The organism is Idiomarina sp. D18, assembly GCF_057748155.1.
This window is the reverse complement of sequence record NZ_CM173240.1, coordinates 1,734,820-1,749,071: the sequence shown is the minus strand read 5'-3', so window position 1 is coordinate 1,749,071 and position 14,252 is coordinate 1,734,820. Positions and strand designations below refer to the sequence as shown.

Below are 14,252 nucleotides of genomic sequence, written 5' to 3'. Positions count from 1 at the left end.
GCTAAAAATAAGAGTTATTATAAAAGGTTCTGTAAGCTCAGCATGTCTACGCTTGCTCCCATCGGAACTATTATTGTATTAATTAAGGAATTTTTAAGAAATGAAAGTTTTACTCGCATTTGGCACCCGTCCAGAAGCCATTAAAATGGCACCATTAGTTAAAGTGCTTGAAAGTGATCCTGCATTTAACGTTGTTGTTGCCGTTACTGCACAGCATCGAGAAATGCTGGATCAGGTGCTAGAGTTGTTTGAGATAATGCCTGACTACGATTTAAATATTATGAAGTCGGGACAAGACCTTTACGATGTATCCAGCGCAGTGCTTCTCGGCATGCGGGATGTATTAAAAGAGTCACAACCTGACATCGTATTAGTTCACGGTGATACCGCGACAACGTTTGCTGCATCCTTGGCCGCTTTCTATGCGCGTATTCCAGTGGGTCACGTCGAAGCGGGCTTGAGAACCCACGATCTCTACTCACCTTGGCCCGAAGAAGCTAACCGCCAATTGACAGGTCGTATTGCACAATGGCACTTCGCACCGACGGCAAGAAATCGTCGCGATCTATTGGCCGAGCAAGTCAACGAAAATCAAATTTTAGAAACGGGTAATACCGTCATAGATGCACTGCAGTGGGTTACACAAAAAATAGAAAGCTCTGATGAGCTTAAAGCTGCTATCAGTGAAAAACTGCAACAAGCGGGCCTTACAACCTCATTGTCTGATAAACGGTATGTGCTCATTACCGGACATCGACGCGAAAACTTTGGCCAAGGCTTTGACAACATCTGTTCAGCCCTTAAGCAACTAGCCGAAAGCTACCCCGATGTCCATTTTGTTTATCCAGTTCATTTGAACCCGAATGTACAGAAACCCGTTCGTTCATTACTCGCCGACCTCAGCAATGTTCACCTGATTGAACCACTCGGATATGAACCCTTCGTATGGTTGATGCAAAACTGTCAGTTAGTGCTCACCGACAGCGGCGGCGTTCAAGAAGAAGCGCCAGGTCTCGGTAAACCCGTGTTGGTCATGCGCGATACGACAGAGCGCCCAGAAGCGGTTGAGGCAGGCACTGTGAAACTCGTCGGCACAGCGGCTGACACCATCGTTTCGGAAGTCTCACGCTTACTCAGTGACGATGACGCATACGCCGTCATGTCTCGCGCCCATAATCCTTATGGTGATGGGAAGGCGTGTGAGCGTATTCGTGATTTTCTGTCTAAGAACATGACTCGAAACTGATTAACCATGCAAACCTACGAATTTTCCCTCACCTTTAGTCTTGCGGGAGTCGATGATCCTAAGCGTGTGGTACAGCATCTGTACCACACCACTTGTCATGATACGTTAATTTGTATCATTGACGAAGAGCACATTGAGGTGTGTTTTGAGCGCGAAGCACCGTCGTTATCGCTCGCGCAAGAGCACGCTATATCCGATGTGGTCGATTCTGTCTCTTATGCCAGCTTTATTGGTGCGGGTACGAAGCGTAAGCACGCTTAACGGATTTTTTGATTATGTCTCAACAAAACGCCACATTTATCGTTCAGTTTTGGGAAGTGATTTTCCGCTTTCTGTCCAAGTTGTCGGTGTTTTTTGTTGTCCGTAAAGTGGTTAATCGCTTTTTGAGTAAACACCAACAGCATATATTTGTTGAGGGGTGGGCGCTGGGTCATCTGTTCTTGTCCATTTTGGCAATACCCGGTGTGCTGTATATCCCTTATGCGTGGGTCGGGTGGGCGATAAGCTTGTACGGCTTAGTGCGCGTATTTGAAGTGGTGGTGTACCAAGTTAATGTTTTACTGTTTGACCAGTTTCGACAGCCCAACCGAAGCCAACCCTATGAGGTATTAAGCTATCGTCGGTTGATTATTCTGCTCATCCAAAATTATTTTGAGATTATCTTTTGGTTTGCAGCGCAGTATGTGTTCTTTGGACAACTGTTTAGCTTTTTAGTAGAAGGCACCGCCGATAGTGTATTGGGTGCTGTGTATACGTCATTTGTTGTGATGACAAGCTTCGGTGTCGAGAACATCTCTCCCTCAGGCGTCTTAGCGTATACCATCGTCATTGCTCAAGCGATGATAGGTCTGTTTATGACGCTACTCAGCCTCGCTCGTTTTATTGGACTTCTCCCCGCCCCAGGCACGATGACGAAAGAAGAGCAGTCGTAGCTATCTCCCAACTATAAAAAAGAGCCCCTCTGCGAGAGTCCCAGCCATGGATTATGAAAGTTTGCAGAGGGGCTAAAGGCTTCAACGTTCATCCTTGAACACCGTGTTGAAGCATCTTTATTAAAAGCCATCGTAGGTCATAAGTCTTTAGGTGTTCGTCGTATCGTGATGTAGGACGATGTCACTGTTTACAGCGCTTTGATAAATGCCAGTAGCGCTTGCCGTTCGGCGGGTGTGAGATCAAAGGGTGTGAGCAACTGCGTGGTGGTTGGGTAGTATTGCTCTGCGGGCAGTGTTGCTGGTCGACGGGGTCGTGCGCCGCCGTGCTCGTACATCCGTATAATGCCTTCGAGTTGGGTAAACAAGCCATTGTGCATCCAGGGTTTGGTTGCCATTAAATGACGCAGTGAGGGTGTTCTGAACGCACCCATGTCTTGATTCTTACCTGTGATCTCGTAGCGTCCGAGATCTTCAAACTTCCTTCCAAAATAGTGCAACCCGGTATTATGAAAGCGTTGGTCCGACAGTAGCGGTCCGTTATGACACTTGATGCAACCGGCTTTGGTACGAAACAAGTGTAAGCCTTGCAATTGCTGGTCTGTGAGTGCATTTTTGGCTTCTTGCCAGTCACCTGCCTCTATCGCCAATAAAAAGGAATCGAGCGGTTGTGTCTTGGGGTCATCCATTAACGTACGCTGAAATTCTGCTAACGATTCGGCAAGCAGTTCTGATGACAACAAAAAATTGGACGATATCAGGATGATAATATTGTTAAGTCTATGTTATCATCCTGTTTTTTTTGAATGGGAAATTTAATATGTTTCGTTGGTTTTTAATCGTTTCGGTATTACTTATCACCCCTCGTGCATTCGCTGTCGACGAATATTCGACTGCGTCAGACGGTGAAAAGAAACTGATTAAGCAAATTGTAGAAGTTCTTAAACTCGAACCGAGCACAGAGGTTGAGAAAAAAATATACGACCGTATCGACTTTGTATTTGATACAAAAAACTGGAACTCATATTGGTTAGGCTATAACGACCTAGAGTCCTCAAAAATAAAAGATCCGGGCGTTACGTTTGTCGAACAATATATCAACACCAGCGATAGCGGCACATTTATCATCAGCTTTTTATACGATAAAGAAGCCAAACAAATTTTGGTGACCTCTAAGCAAATTCGCTATGCTTCAAAAGACATTGCATTAGATGCTTTCAAAACCACCAAAGCCGACGAAGAAAAATTTTCCGTGCTTCATGAAACCGCCAACTATGCCTTATTACAAGAAAAAGGAAAAGTCAGCTATTCTAATTTCCACATCGGCGGCAACGCCGGCATAGTCGTCTACATCGAACAAGGCATCATCGACCTGTAGGTCGCGCCTTTGGCGCGACGATCGACACCGCCCCGTGCGCCGGTGTGCGATAGCGCCGCCACCCCGTAGGTCGCGCCTTTGGCGCGACGATCGATGTTGGCACGATAAGGAGAGAACAAATGAATAAACATCAAGGTTCTTGTTTATGTGGGGCCGTGAAGTTCGAGGTCCAAGGCGCGTTTGATAGCTTTTATCTGTGCCATTGCCAGCATTGTCAAAAGGATAGCGGCTCTGCCCACGCGGCTAATTTGTTCTCTCAATCGGCTCGTCTTTTTTGGCATTCTGGCGCCGACGCAGTCACCTCTTTCACATTAACCGGTACGCGGCATCATAAAAGCTTTTGTAAGCACTGCGGATCGGCCGTGCCGAACACACAAATCGCGGGTTTGCTCGTGGTTCCAGCCGGTAGCCTAGACACAGATCTCGACATCCGTCCGACCGCACATATTTTCTCATCCAGCCGCGCACATTGGGATAACCCCAACATCAAAACCCCCGTGTTCGACCGTTTACCCCGGTAGGTCGCGCCTTTGGCGCGACATCAAATATCGCCCGTGCGCATAATGCGCACGCTACGCGGGTGTTGTACGTCGCGCATTGTGCGCGACATCAAATATCGCCCGTGCGCATAATGCGCACGATTCGCGGGTGTTGTACGTCGCGCATTGTGCGCGTCATCAAATACCGGCCCGTGCGCATAATGCGCACGCAACACGCGACGATCATGATGGAAACTTTTCAGTTTATTTACAGCCACACCTTTCTCAAAAAACATTTATTCAACATTTTCTCATGATAATTTAGGATGCACTGTGAATAATTTAAAAACGTTCTTGCTTGTAGGTATGGTCTCGCTTGTTTCTGCTTGTAGCAGTATTCCGTTAAGCACCATGGTCAAATTGATGGATCTTAACCCTTTAGAGGCGGACCCGAACCAGATTATTGTGGCAGTGAAATCTCCGGATGGAGTCAGTGTTAACGACGGTGATGTAGTGCTAGATTTTAGTTTTAGAACAGGCGAACCTGAAAGCAGCTTTAACCATACTTTTCCGGTTATAGTTGATTCAGATTACGCGTTATCCGCGGAGCTGAAAGACGAGCTTGAGAACGATGAGCAGTTTACCGTAATGCGTTTATCTGAGGCTGATGCTCAACGCATGAAGAGTGGACAAAAAACAATTCGTGAGTATCGCAGTCAGCATGAGGAAGGCGGAGCTGGCAGCATAAATGTCAGATTAATCTCGGCATGTCAAAGCGGTGGTTCTGCTTGGAAGGATTCGGAGCTTGACGTTTATCTAAAAACCGACCAAAGCGATGAATTTTTATTGTTTTTAGACGACATAGAGCTTAGCGAGTTGGACGTCAAAAACGGTTGTTAACCGTATTACGAGCCCGTGGGCACAATGCGCACGCTACGGTGATGCCGAACGTTAAACCGGACGTACGTCGCGCCTTGGGCGCGACAATCGATGCCGCCCGTGCGCACAATGCGCACGCTACGGTGATGTTGAACGTTTAACCGGACGTACGTCGCGCCTTGGGCGCGACAATCGATGCCGCCCGTGCGCACAATGCGCACGCTACCACATGTCGTAATCGGCGAAATTGTCGTCCACCCATGCGTCTGTGATGTATTGCCATGATTCTGGGTAACGACCTTGCTTTAAATACGTGTTGAGGGTTGAGTAAGGCCATTCTAAGGCATTCTTGACATAGCCATGTTTGACAGGATTAAAGCAGCAATACAGCGTATACATGTAGAGCTCTTGCTCATTACGAATGATTCGGTCGTAGAATCTATTGTGCCAAAGGCTCCCTTGCCGTCGTCGGCGTTTGGAAAAATTAGATTGTGAGTTTTTATAGGAAAACTCGGGTAGGGCGCGCGTGGTGAGCGCTTTAATTTTTCTAATGCGCAGATCGACTTTTTGGTCGGCAACGCCAATCAACAAATGCATATGATCGGGCAAAACAACCCACGCCTGAATATCAAAAGGGTGCGATACCATGGTCGTGCGCACAGCATTGCGCAGCGCCTGAATAACCGGCTGGCGCGTTAGGTGAGGCTTGCGACCTTGAGTAGCGACGGTAATAAAAAAATAGTAACCGTCTTCGAAATAGCGACGAACATTTTTCATGCCGCTTATTTAAGACCAAAAGTCCCACCACAACATTTTAAAATCGTGTACGTAGGTCGCGCATTGTGCGCGACATCAGATGTCGCCCGTGCGCCAGAGGCGCACGTTACGTCGGAGGTTGATATCACCGCCATTCCGTAGGTCGCGCATTGTGCGCGACGATGGGTTTGTCCCCGTGCGCCAAAGGCGCACGTTACGCCGGTGGTTGATATCACCTCCGTGCAGTACGTCGCGCATTGTGCGCGACATTGCTATTAAACCGGCTTTACCATGATGAAGTTTTGTAGCTCTTCGCCGCGCACTTTGACGTGTTGTGATGTGCTTACGATAAAATCGAAGCGCTCGAAAAAGGGGCGTGCGGTGATGCTGACATGTGAGTAAAGCTTACTGATCCCGCGGGTTTTCGCGTCACCTATTATATGCTGCATGAGCACGCCGCCTACGCCCTTTCGCTGATATTTGTGGTGACAGAAAAAGTGGTCGATAAGACCGTCTTGCTGAAGATCTGCGTAACCTGCGATATCGGCGTTTAATTCTGCAACGTATGGCGCGATTTTATTCATCTTACGTGCCCACTCATTCGAATCGTAATCGCTTGGTGCCCAGGCTTCGACTTGTGCTTGCGAGTAGTCTTTGATGTTGATGTTTCTCACGGTGTCGAAAAATATATCTCGCAATGTTGCCGCATCGGTCGGTTTATAGCTTCGTATTTTGATGTCGTACATGTTTGTGTTGTTCCGCTTTTTGGATATCACCGCCATTCCGTACGTCGCGCATTGTGCGCGACATCAGATGCCGCCCGTGCGCCAAAGGCGCACGTTACGTCGGTGTTGTAGGTCGCGCATTGTGCGCGACATCAGATGCCGCCCGTGCGCCAAAGGCGCACGTTACGTCGGTGGTGTAGGTCGCGCATTGTGCGCGGCATCAGATGCCGCCCCGTGCGCCAAAGGCGCACGCTACGCCTAAATTTTATATTGGTAATCGGTTGTTTCCATGTGTTTTGTGAAAATATCACGAGAGATGGCGATGATTTCGGCGCCTTTTTCATCGTTCGTTTCGTGTGGAGGCTTCATGACTACCGCGCCTAAGTCACTGCCACATTCGTTATCTTTGGTGTTATAGCTTACACCGAAGCCTGGACGGCCATCTGTTCTCAGCCGATATTCGCGAAGCATATCGTTTATTACTTTTGAACCTGCTGCGACGGCTGCTTGTTCAGTTGAATAACAATAGGTTGCTACATTATTTTCTTTAGTTGTTGTGCAAGCTACTAAATTGGTTAATAGTAAACAGATAATAAAAATATGCAGTTTGAATTGATTAATCATTATATTGAATCACTTATATAACAAACATGATTTTTAACTTAGCAACTTTGTTCGGCTATTAAAAATAAATGGAGGGTATACATTGAAAAAATATTTATTTTTTTTGTTCTTGGTGAGTTGTTCAGCATGGAGTGATGTAATTCCAAATGCTCCTCATATCTATGTTGAAGGGTATGCTGAACAACGTGTTAAGCCGGAAATAATCGTTATTAGCGCGTACTTGAGGCATACCGACAAGGACGCCTCCGTCGCCAAAAGTGAAGTTGATCGGCGGTCAGTTGAGCTGTTTGAAGTAGTCAAAAAAATGGGAATAGCTCAAGAAGATATTCGAGCGACGCCACTTAGAATTGCGCCGCACAATGAGTATAAGAACGGCGAGGAAATTAATTTAGGCACGCGCGTCGTGCGCAGTATCGATATTACGTTACGTGATCTTTCCTTATATAACGAACTCAATCAATCGCTGGTTGATGCGGGCGTGTCAGAGACATTAGATGCTGAAGTTAAGGTTGAGAATCCGCGAGAGATTAAGAAGCAAGTGCTGTTTGAGGCATTAAAAAACGCGCGTCAAAAAGCCGAACAACTTGCTGAGCTAAATGGTAAGAAGATAAAAGATGTGTATTCAATCTCAGAATTTAAAACACGTGATGAAAGTGTTTACGATTTGATACCCTCGCAAGAAATTTATGGTCAGTCTTCTAACGAACTTGCCGGTGTATCGGTAAGGTTTCGTGCTGCGCCCCAGCAAGGCGGGCTTTTTGAAATAGGCGAAATGACCGCATCCGCCACCGTATATGTCGTGTTCACCATACAGTAGGTCGCGCCTATGGCGCGACGTTGGGTTTGTCCCGTGCGCCCAAGGCGCACGTTACGTTGGTGTTGTAGGTCGCGCATTGTGCGCGACATCGAATTCCGCCCGTGCGCAAAATGCGCACACTACGCGGTGGTTGATACCGCCGCCATCGTAGGTCGCGCCTTTGGCGCGACGACCCGTGACCGATATCACCGCCATCGTACGTCGCGCATTGTGCGCGACATCGAATCCCGCCCCGTGCGCAAAATGCGCACGCTACGCGACCGATCCAATCGGCAGGTGATGCCGTAGGTATAGGTGAATGGAATTTAAAGGTAGGAGGAATAATGAGCAATACTGAGAATGCAAAAGTCGCTGGATTTACTGCTCCGGGTTTGAAAGAGGATGCTGCTCAAAAGGCTATCGCTCTGCTCGATGACCGCTTGGTTGCGCTTATCGACCTTCAACTGACTTTGAAACATGTTCACTGGAATGTGGTGGGTCCGAATTTCATCGGTGTGCATGAAATGCTTGATCCGCAGGTTGATGCGGTGCGAGAAATGACAGACACCATTGCAGAGCGAATCGCGACGTTAGGTGGTGTACCTGAAGGAACGCCAGAGGCGGTTGTGAGAAAGCGCTCTTGGAAGGATTATTCAATCGGCAAAGGGCTTGTAGCTGAACATTTATCCGAACTGGATAAGGTCTACAATGGCGTGAATGGTGACCACCGCAAAGCCATTGATGAGCTGAGCGAGATTGACTCCGTATCAGAGGATATGCTGACAGGTCAGCTCGGCGACTTAGAACAGTTCCAGTGGTTTGTCCGCGCGCATATCGAGTCGTCTTCGGGCGAATTGAAACGGTAACGTAGCGTGCGCATTTTGCGCACGGGCGGGATTTGATGTCGCGCCAAAGGCGCGACGTACGGCATGGCGGTGATATCGACCACCGATGTAGCGTGCGCATTTTGCGCACGGGGCAAACGCAATGTCGCGCACAATGTGCCACGTACGATGCCGGCGGTATCAACCGCCGGCGTACGTCGACAGGCGGGGCGGCCTAGCCGTAATATTGGACGCCGATTTCGATGCGTTTGCGGTCGTTTTTGACTCGCCATCGGTTGGTGTCTCGCAAGGAATAGATACATCCGCAGTATTCTTGCTGGTAAAACCGTTCGCGTTTTGCCAGCTCTACCATCCTGCTGGAGCCCCCTTGCTTGCGCCAGTTGAACGTCCAGTATGTCACATCGTCGTAGCGAGCGGCTGCGCGTTCTCCACAGTCGTTGATTTGTTGCATGTTCTTCCAACGCGAGATTCCCAAACAGCTCGTAATGACGTCAAAACCATGCTCATGAGCATACAAGGCGGTGCGTTCAAACCGCATATCAAAGCAAACCGTGCAACGTTCGCCCCGCTCTGGTTCCCACTCTAAACCACGCACACGTTCAAACCAGTTTTGGCTGTCGTAATCGGCATCAATAAACGGAATGCCCAACTTCTCGGCAAAGCGAATGTTTTCTTCTTTGCGAATCAAATACTCCTTTTCAGGGTGAATATTCGGATTGTAGAAGAAGATGGTGATATCGATACCGGCATCCACCATTCGTTGCATGACGTCCCCTGCGCAGGGGGCACAGCAAGAGTGCAGTAAGACTTTATTTGATTCGGTGGGTGCTTCAAGCACGATGCTTTGTTGCTTTGCCATGGTGGATTCCAGTTATTTGAGCATAAGGTCAGTATTGTGCATTTTTCGGGGCAAAAATAAAGTCAGCGTGCGCATTTTGCGCACGGGTCGATATTTGATGTCGCGCCAAAGGCGCGACGTACGATGCAGGCGGTACCAACCACAGACGTAGCGTGCGCCTTTGGCGCACGGGGCGATATTTGATGTCGCGCACAATGCGCGACGTACGATGGTTGCGGTATCAACCACCGACGTAGCGTGCGCATTTTGCGCACGGGGCGATATTTGATGTCGCGCCAAAGGCGCGACGTACGATGGTGGTGGTATCAACCACCGACGTAGCGTGCGCCTTTGGCGCACGGGCGGGATCCGATGTCGCGCCAAAGGCGCGACGTACGATGCTGGCGGTACCAACCACCGCGTAACGTGCGCATTTTGCGCACGGGCGGGATTTGATGTCGCGCACAATGCGCGACGTACGATGCAGGCGGTACCAACCACCGACGTAGCGTGCGCATTTCGCGCACGGGGCGATATTTGATGTCGCGCACAATGCGCGACTTACGATGGCGGCGGTATCAACCACCGCGTAGCGTGCGCATTTTGCGCACGAGACTGTGATTTATGGTTTTTTTTGAGCCAGTTGCTGCGTGAACCAAACCTGCGTTTCCTTGGAGTTCAGCGCCCCGATTTTATTAAGCAATTGTTCAGTTTGCGTTACCTCATGAGCCGTATACCACGCCAACAATTGCTCAAAATTATCAGCCCCCATGCGATCGGCAAGCCGCTTAAGCAGTAAAGGGCCTAACCCATAGTTGACGCGATGGGAGGCTCGTTTGGGGTCATCCGAACGCCATACAAACTCGACGCCTTTCGCTAAGTTATGCCAACGTTTAACAGCGTCGGCATAGGCTTCTTTGCCAAACCGTTGTTTGAGCTGCTGTGCGGAAATGTACTCAGCAAATGACTCCATCATCCAATAGTCATGAGACATGGCATCCGCAAAGGGGGTCCAGTTGTGTGCGAGCTCGTGGCAGATGTATTGATAGTCCGCCTCCCGAGAGGAAAGGCTACTTTTACTCATTGATATGTAGGGCCCACGTGCAAAGCTGGGTCCGCTGCGGTCAAGAATAATTAAATCGGCATGATCGAGTGTATTTTCTGCACGCATTGTAGCGTTAAGAGAACTGAGGCATTGAGTAGCGTCATCGGCTAGATGTTGTGCTTGTTTTGCGTCAATGCCTTGGTAAATCACCTCTACATGCTCGGTTGTTATGACTTGAGGAGATTGCTGAGCAAATAATACAACATCAATCGCAGGCATTTGGTTGCGGACCATGACGGTGTTTTGGGTAGGTCTCTCTTGCTGTCCAGGCGAGTAGACGCGCCAATTGGAGGGGACGGTGAGTGCAAGCGTCCCCGTCATTTTGGTGGCAAAATCAGCAATAAATGGATGCCATGCCGAATCGAGGCTCAAGTGCGCGCCTTGTGCGTTAATATAGTTGCCGTGCCCAGCTTCCGCATTGATCGCGCCGCTGTATTTTAGCTTGACCTTATAATTGCTTTGACCGGTTTTTTTAAAGTTCAGTGTAATGCGGTTCCAAGGCGGCACGCGAGGTGATGACTCGATATTTGAGGATGCCAGTTGTGCACCGGATATTTCGGTCACTGACTGTTGTTTGTTGAGCAATAGGGCGATCGCTTGGTGCGTCAGTTTTTCTGCTGGGATCGTGAGTGTTGTGTCGGCTGTGAAGCGCGAATCGTTGGGTTGGAAGACAACGTTGGTATGGTATTTAATCGTGGTGTCGGCTTGTTGCTGGGTATTGGCTAAAAGTTGCGCCGGCATAACCAAAGCAAGCAATGCGGTCATTAAATAAATTTTCATTGTTGTCTCCGATAAATTTGATGTCGCGCACAATGCGCGACGTACGACGATGATGATATCGTACACGGGCCGGCATCGGGTGTCGCGCCAAAGGCGCGACGTACGATGGTGGCGGTATCAACCACCGACGTAGCGTGCGCATTTTGCGCACGGGGCGATATTTGTTGTCGCGCCAAAGGCGCGACGTACGATGGTGGCGGTATCAACCACCGACGTAGCGTGCGCATTTTGCGCACGGAACGATATTTGTTGTCGCGCCAAAGGCGCGACGTACGATGGTGGCGGTACCAACCACAGATGTAGCGTGCGCATTTTGCGCACGGAGCGATATTTGTTGTCGCGCCAAAGGCGCGACGTACGATGGTTGCGGTATCAACCGCCGACGTAGCGTGCGCATTTTGCGCACGGGGTAATCCGCGTGTCGCGCCAAAGGCGCGACGTACGACGATGATGATATCGTACACGGGCCGGCATCGGGTGTCGCGCCAAAGGCGCGGCGGATTAAATTAGGTATTTCTCCCAATGTTTAAATTTTAACCATGTGTCTATTATCTCGCCATCATTCGTGTGTGGGATAAGTTGGTGGAAAAAAATTCAATTTCTGTGTTGATACTAGATGACGAGCCATTGGTATGTCAGACGGTCGAAACCATGCTGAATGCCATTGGTTGTTTAGCACAATCAACGTGTAATCCGACTCAATTTATTGATCTTGCCTGCGCCGAGTCCTTTCACCTATTGATTGTTGATTTAATGATGCCGCTGTTGAGTGGCGAAGAGGTCGCCGCGTTATTGGCCGCGGAATCTGTCAACACGCCTTTAATCATCATGAGCGGGAGTGACTCTAATTTATTAAAGACTGCCGCGCTTTCCGCTAGAGAAAAAGGGCTACAAGTTATTGGTACGCTTCGAAAGCCATTCTTTGTTAATCAGCTACAAACCGTTTTACAACGTCTGACGTCATCTTTGAATAGCGCTGTTCATCAGCCTGCTGCTCACAGTTACACGCGTGATGATGTGCTAAAAGGTATTCGTGACCACGAATTTTTTTGTGTTTACCAACCCAAGGTTGGACTGCCGACTCGCGAGCCTGAGGGGGTTGAGGTGCTGTTACGGTGGCAACACCCCATACTAGACGCCATTCCGCCGAGTGAATTCATTATTTTTGCGGAGCGTGAAGGACTGATTGACGACTTGACTCAATTTGCCATCGCTGAGTCACTCACGTGGTTCTCCGAGATAATTCAACGTGTTGCGTTAAATAATTTATCGATCGCGATTAATATTTCGGCACTTGTATTTAGTAAAGACTGGTTGCTCGATTTTCTCATGGCGACGTGTCAGCAAAATGCCGTGCCACCGCAACGGATCATATTAGAAATTACTGAGAGCGCGGTGCTGGATGATCAGGCCGATGTGTTAAAGCGTGCACTTGATCTAAGGCTGCGTGGGTTTAGATTTTCGCTAGATGACTTTGGCACAGGTTACTCGTCGCTTAAACAGTTAGTCCGGTTACCGCTGAGTGAACTTAAAATTGATAAAAGCTTTGTGCTTTCCCATGAATACAGCGACGAATCAAAACAGATTATGCGCGCGATCGTGGAGTTGGCGCAATCATTGGGACTGAAAACGGTGGCTGAAGGGGTTGAGCGCGAAGAGATAGCCACTTATTTGCGTCAAATTGGCTGTGATACGTTACAAGGCTATTTGTTTGCAAAGCCCTTAGAAGGGAGCCGTGCCGAAGCGTGGTTAATGAAGCAAGCCGCCGCGACGAGTCAACGACGCAGCAGTTTAGCGCGCGCTATTGTTGGTCCTTGCGAGAAACGTAGTGTTAATTTTAGCTATATTACGCATTTTATTCAGTATTTTTTGCGATTTGATGTGGCATTTATATCGTTAGTCGAAGGCGATCATGTATTTGTGCGTTCCGCGGTGGGAGTCGAGGAAACGATTATTCCGCTTAACCAATCGCTCGTACAGTATGTTATGAAGAATAACCGTACCACGACGTTCGACAACTTTACCGCTTTGTCAGGAATGAAAGTCAACCTGTCGCCTTTGTTGAGTCATGGTCTCAACTTTTATGCCGGTTTTCCGTTGTACAATTCGAACGGTCTGTTTATTGGCTCTTTGTGCGCATTACACCGAAGCGCTCGACGTTTGAGTTTAAAAACAATTGAGGTCTTGGAAAAGCTGGCGCACTTGGTTGAATTCGAAATACATCATTTTATCGAGACTTCTAAACATGAGCATATGTTGGCGCGTCTTGATGAAGAGCGCTATAAGCGATTGCTTGCGATCGTGAAGGATACTGATTTGTCAGCGACACTGATTCGATTGACCCCTAAAGATAGTGCACTGTTTCCTGTCGCTCCGCTTAATGAGGCTTTGCGACAATCTGTGCAGGCATGGGATTACGTATGTTCTTTGGATAATGTATCAGCGTTGGTGTTATTGATTCATCCGACTGGTGAGTCACCCGTTGAATTCGTCTTGCAGCGTCTTGAAACACGTTTAGCCGATATGTATGACCAAATCTCCATTGAAGTAGCTTGGACCGAACAACAAACACAACAACCCCATTCATTACAATCATTATTCGGCCGCCTCGCCGACATCAACACCATCGCGTAGGTCGCGCCTTTGGCGCGACATGCGGATTTGCCCCGTGCGGTAGGTCGCGCCTTTGGCGCGACATGCGGATCGGCCCCGTGCGCAAAATGCGCACGCTACGCCGGTGTGGGTGGATCCCCCGTGCGGTAGGTCGCGCCTTTGGCGCGACATGCGGATCTTTCCGTGCGCAAAATGCGCACGCTACGCCGGTGTGGGTGGATCCCCCGTGCGGTAGGTCGCGCCTTTGGCGCGACATGCG

The 14,252-nt window shown here is 48.9% G+C and carries 18 protein-coding genes; 9 read left to right on the top strand and 9 right to left on the bottom strand.

Features of this window, described 5'->3' with window-relative positions:
• The first annotated feature begins 100 nt into the window (after nucleotides 1–100).
• From wecB to AC3AP5_RS08480, 3 genes are read left to right on the top strand one after another with little or no spacing between them, the layout of a single operon-like run.
• On the top strand, nucleotides 101–1,246 hold the full coding sequence (gene wecB / locus AC3AP5_RS08490) for a non-hydrolyzing UDP-N-acetylglucosamine 2-epimerase (RefSeq protein WP_487326497.1): 1,146 nt from the start codon (nucleotides 101–103) through the stop codon (nucleotides 1,244–1,246).
• A 6-nt stretch (nucleotides 1,247–1,252) separates the two neighbouring features.
• Entirely contained in the window at nucleotides 1,253–1,507 is a 255-nt protein-coding gene (locus AC3AP5_RS08485) for a hypothetical protein (RefSeq protein ID WP_487326496.1), read from the top strand.
• A 14-nt stretch (nucleotides 1,508–1,521) separates the two neighbouring features.
• Nucleotides 1,522–2,178, top strand: a complete 657-nt coding sequence (locus AC3AP5_RS08480) for a hypothetical protein (RefSeq protein ID WP_006954988.1) — start codon at nucleotides 1,522–1,524, stop codon at nucleotides 2,176–2,178.
• 188 nt (nucleotides 2,179–2,366) lie between these two features.
• Here AC3AP5_RS08480 and AC3AP5_RS08475 read toward each other — a convergent pair whose 3' ends face one another.
• Nucleotides 2,367–2,918, bottom strand: coding sequence for a cytochrome-c peroxidase (locus AC3AP5_RS08475; RefSeq protein ID WP_487326495.1), 552 nt, complete (start codon nucleotides 2,916–2,918; stop codon nucleotides 2,367–2,369).
• 77 nt (nucleotides 2,919–2,995) lie between these two features.
• Here AC3AP5_RS08475 and AC3AP5_RS08470 point away from each other — a divergent pair, with 77 nt between their 5' ends.
• Both AC3AP5_RS08470 and AC3AP5_RS08465 read left to right on the top strand, forming a co-directional pair.
• A complete protein-coding gene (locus tag AC3AP5_RS08470) occupies nucleotides 2,996–3,553 on the top strand; it encodes a hypothetical protein (protein WP_286682343.1) in 558 nt (185 codons plus the stop codon).
• A 119-nt stretch (nucleotides 3,554–3,672) separates the two neighbouring features.
• Nucleotides 3,673–4,074, top strand: coding sequence for a GFA family protein (locus AC3AP5_RS08465; protein ID WP_006954998.1), 402 nt, complete (start codon nucleotides 3,673–3,675; stop codon nucleotides 4,072–4,074).
• A 20-nt stretch (nucleotides 4,075–4,094) separates the two neighbouring features.
• Here the strand turns inward: AC3AP5_RS08465 and AC3AP5_RS08460 are convergent, their stop codons facing one another.
• Nucleotides 4,095–4,328: a hypothetical protein gene (locus tag AC3AP5_RS08460; RefSeq protein WP_487326494.1), complete on the bottom strand. Its 234-nt coding sequence runs from the start codon at nucleotides 4,326–4,328 to the stop codon at nucleotides 4,095–4,097.
• A gap of 37 nt (nucleotides 4,329–4,365) precedes the next feature.
• Here AC3AP5_RS08460 and AC3AP5_RS08455 point away from each other — a divergent pair, with 37 nt between their 5' ends.
• Nucleotides 4,366–4,932 carry a hypothetical protein gene (locus AC3AP5_RS08455; RefSeq protein WP_287832012.1) on the top strand — a complete coding sequence of 189 codons (567 nt, stop codon included), beginning with the start codon at nucleotides 4,366–4,368 and terminating at the stop codon, nucleotides 4,930–4,932.
• 201 nt (nucleotides 4,933–5,133) lie between these two features.
• Here the strand turns inward: AC3AP5_RS08455 and AC3AP5_RS08450 are convergent, their stop codons facing one another.
• The 3 genes from AC3AP5_RS08450 to AC3AP5_RS08440 form a co-directional block, all read right to left on the bottom strand.
• Nucleotides 5,134–5,688 carry an REP-associated tyrosine transposase gene (locus tag AC3AP5_RS08450; protein WP_287832313.1) on the bottom strand — a complete coding sequence of 185 codons (555 nt, stop codon included), beginning with the start codon at nucleotides 5,686–5,688 and terminating at the stop codon, nucleotides 5,134–5,136.
• Between the two features lie 254 nt (nucleotides 5,689–5,942).
• Nucleotides 5,943–6,413: a GNAT family N-acetyltransferase gene (locus AC3AP5_RS08445; RefSeq protein WP_348671577.1), complete on the bottom strand. Its 471-nt coding sequence runs from the start codon at nucleotides 6,411–6,413 to the stop codon at nucleotides 5,943–5,945.
• A 237-nt stretch (nucleotides 6,414–6,650) separates the two neighbouring features.
• The gene (locus AC3AP5_RS08440) at nucleotides 6,651–7,016 is read right to left on the bottom strand and encodes a hypothetical protein (protein WP_287832407.1); all 366 of its coding nucleotides are present in this window, start codon (nucleotides 7,014–7,016) and stop codon (nucleotides 6,651–6,653) included.
• Nucleotides 7,017–7,098: 82 nt separating this feature from the next.
• Between AC3AP5_RS08440 and AC3AP5_RS08435 the strand changes: the two genes are divergently transcribed.
• The gene (locus tag AC3AP5_RS08435; protein WP_287832409.1) at nucleotides 7,099–7,833 is read left to right on the top strand and encodes an SIMPL domain-containing protein; all 735 of its coding nucleotides are present in this window, start codon (nucleotides 7,099–7,101) and stop codon (nucleotides 7,831–7,833) included.
• A gap of 51 nt (nucleotides 7,834–7,884) precedes the next feature.
• Here AC3AP5_RS08435 and AC3AP5_RS08430 read toward each other — a convergent pair whose 3' ends face one another.
• The gene (locus AC3AP5_RS08430) at nucleotides 7,885–8,028 is read right to left on the bottom strand and encodes a hypothetical protein (RefSeq protein WP_487326493.1); all 144 of its coding nucleotides are present in this window, start codon (nucleotides 8,026–8,028) and stop codon (nucleotides 7,885–7,887) included.
• Between the two features lie 128 nt (nucleotides 8,029–8,156).
• On the opposite strand from AC3AP5_RS08430, the gene dps reads away from it, so the two are divergent.
• Complete coding sequence (gene dps, locus AC3AP5_RS08425; RefSeq protein ID WP_487326492.1) at nucleotides 8,157–8,678, top strand: DNA starvation/stationary phase protection protein Dps; 522 nt, start codon at nucleotides 8,157–8,159, stop codon at nucleotides 8,676–8,678.
• 193 nt (nucleotides 8,679–8,871) lie between these two features.
• On the opposite strand, the gene AC3AP5_RS08420 is transcribed toward dps, so the two are convergent.
• The 3 genes from AC3AP5_RS08420 to AC3AP5_RS08410 all read right to left on the bottom strand — a co-directional run bounded on the left by AC3AP5_RS08420 (nucleotide 8,872) and on the right by AC3AP5_RS08410 (nucleotide 11,844).
• Nucleotides 8,872–9,516, bottom strand: coding sequence for an epoxyqueuosine reductase QueH (locus AC3AP5_RS08420; protein ID WP_006955007.1), 645 nt, complete (start codon nucleotides 9,514–9,516; stop codon nucleotides 8,872–8,874).
• Between the two features lie 601 nt (nucleotides 9,517–10,117).
• On the bottom strand, nucleotides 10,118–11,380 hold the full coding sequence (locus tag AC3AP5_RS08415) for a M1 family aminopeptidase (RefSeq protein WP_487326491.1): 1,263 nt from the start codon (nucleotides 11,378–11,380) through the stop codon (nucleotides 10,118–10,120).
• Complete coding sequence (locus AC3AP5_RS08410; protein ID WP_487326490.1) at nucleotides 11,377–11,844, bottom strand: hypothetical protein; 468 nt, start codon at nucleotides 11,842–11,844, stop codon at nucleotides 11,377–11,379. Before AC3AP5_RS08410 ends, AC3AP5_RS08415 begins: the two co-directional genes overlap by 4 nt.
• Before the next feature lie 118 nt (nucleotides 11,845–11,962).
• Here AC3AP5_RS08410 and AC3AP5_RS08405 point away from each other — a divergent pair, with 118 nt between their 5' ends.
• Nucleotides 11,963–14,014: an EAL domain-containing protein gene (locus AC3AP5_RS08405; RefSeq protein ID WP_487326489.1), complete on the top strand. Its 2,052-nt coding sequence runs from the start codon at nucleotides 11,963–11,965 to the stop codon at nucleotides 14,012–14,014.
• The last annotated feature ends 238 nt before the right edge of the window (nucleotides 14,015–14,252 follow it).

Bases quoted from the DNA above. Each gene is read 5' to 3' on its own strand.
- AC3AP5_RS08445 (WP_348671577.1), bottom strand. From the start codon at position 6,413: ATGTACGACATCAAAATACGAAGCTATAAACCGACCGATGCGGCAACA.
- AC3AP5_RS08440 (WP_287832407.1), bottom strand. From the start codon at position 7,016: ATGATTAATCAATTCAAACTGCATATTTTTATTATCTGTTTACTATTA.
- AC3AP5_RS08420 (WP_006955007.1), bottom strand. From the start codon at position 9,516: ATGGCAAAGCAACAAAGCATCGTGCTTGAAGCACCCACCGAATCAAAT.
- AC3AP5_RS08415 (WP_487326491.1), bottom strand. From the start codon at position 11,380: ATGAAAATTTATTTAATGACCGCATTGCTTGCTTTGGTTATGCCGGCG.
- AC3AP5_RS08465 (WP_006954998.1), top strand. From the start codon at position 3,673: ATGAATAAACATCAAGGTTCTTGTTTATGTGGGGCCGTGAAGTTCGAG.
- AC3AP5_RS08430 (WP_487326493.1), bottom strand. From the start codon at position 8,028: ATGGCGGTGATATCGGTCACGGGTCGTCGCGCCAAAGGCGCGACCTAC.
- AC3AP5_RS08485 (WP_487326496.1), top strand. From the start codon at position 1,253: ATGCAAACCTACGAATTTTCCCTCACCTTTAGTCTTGCGGGAGTCGAT.
- dps (WP_487326492.1), top strand. From the start codon at position 8,157: ATGAGCAATACTGAGAATGCAAAAGTCGCTGGATTTACTGCTCCGGGT.
- AC3AP5_RS08450 (WP_287832313.1), bottom strand. From the start codon at position 5,688: ATGAAAAATGTTCGTCGCTATTTCGAAGACGGTTACTATTTTTTTATT.
- wecB (WP_487326497.1), top strand. From the start codon at position 101: ATGAAAGTTTTACTCGCATTTGGCACCCGTCCAGAAGCCATTAAAATG.
- AC3AP5_RS08460 (WP_487326494.1), bottom strand. From the start codon at position 4,328: ATGTTTTTTGAGAAAGGTGTGGCTGTAAATAAACTGAAAAGTTTCCAT.
- AC3AP5_RS08480 (WP_006954988.1), top strand. From the start codon at position 1,522: ATGTCTCAACAAAACGCCACATTTATCGTTCAGTTTTGGGAAGTGATT.
- AC3AP5_RS08470 (WP_286682343.1), top strand. From the start codon at position 2,996: ATGTTTCGTTGGTTTTTAATCGTTTCGGTATTACTTATCACCCCTCGT.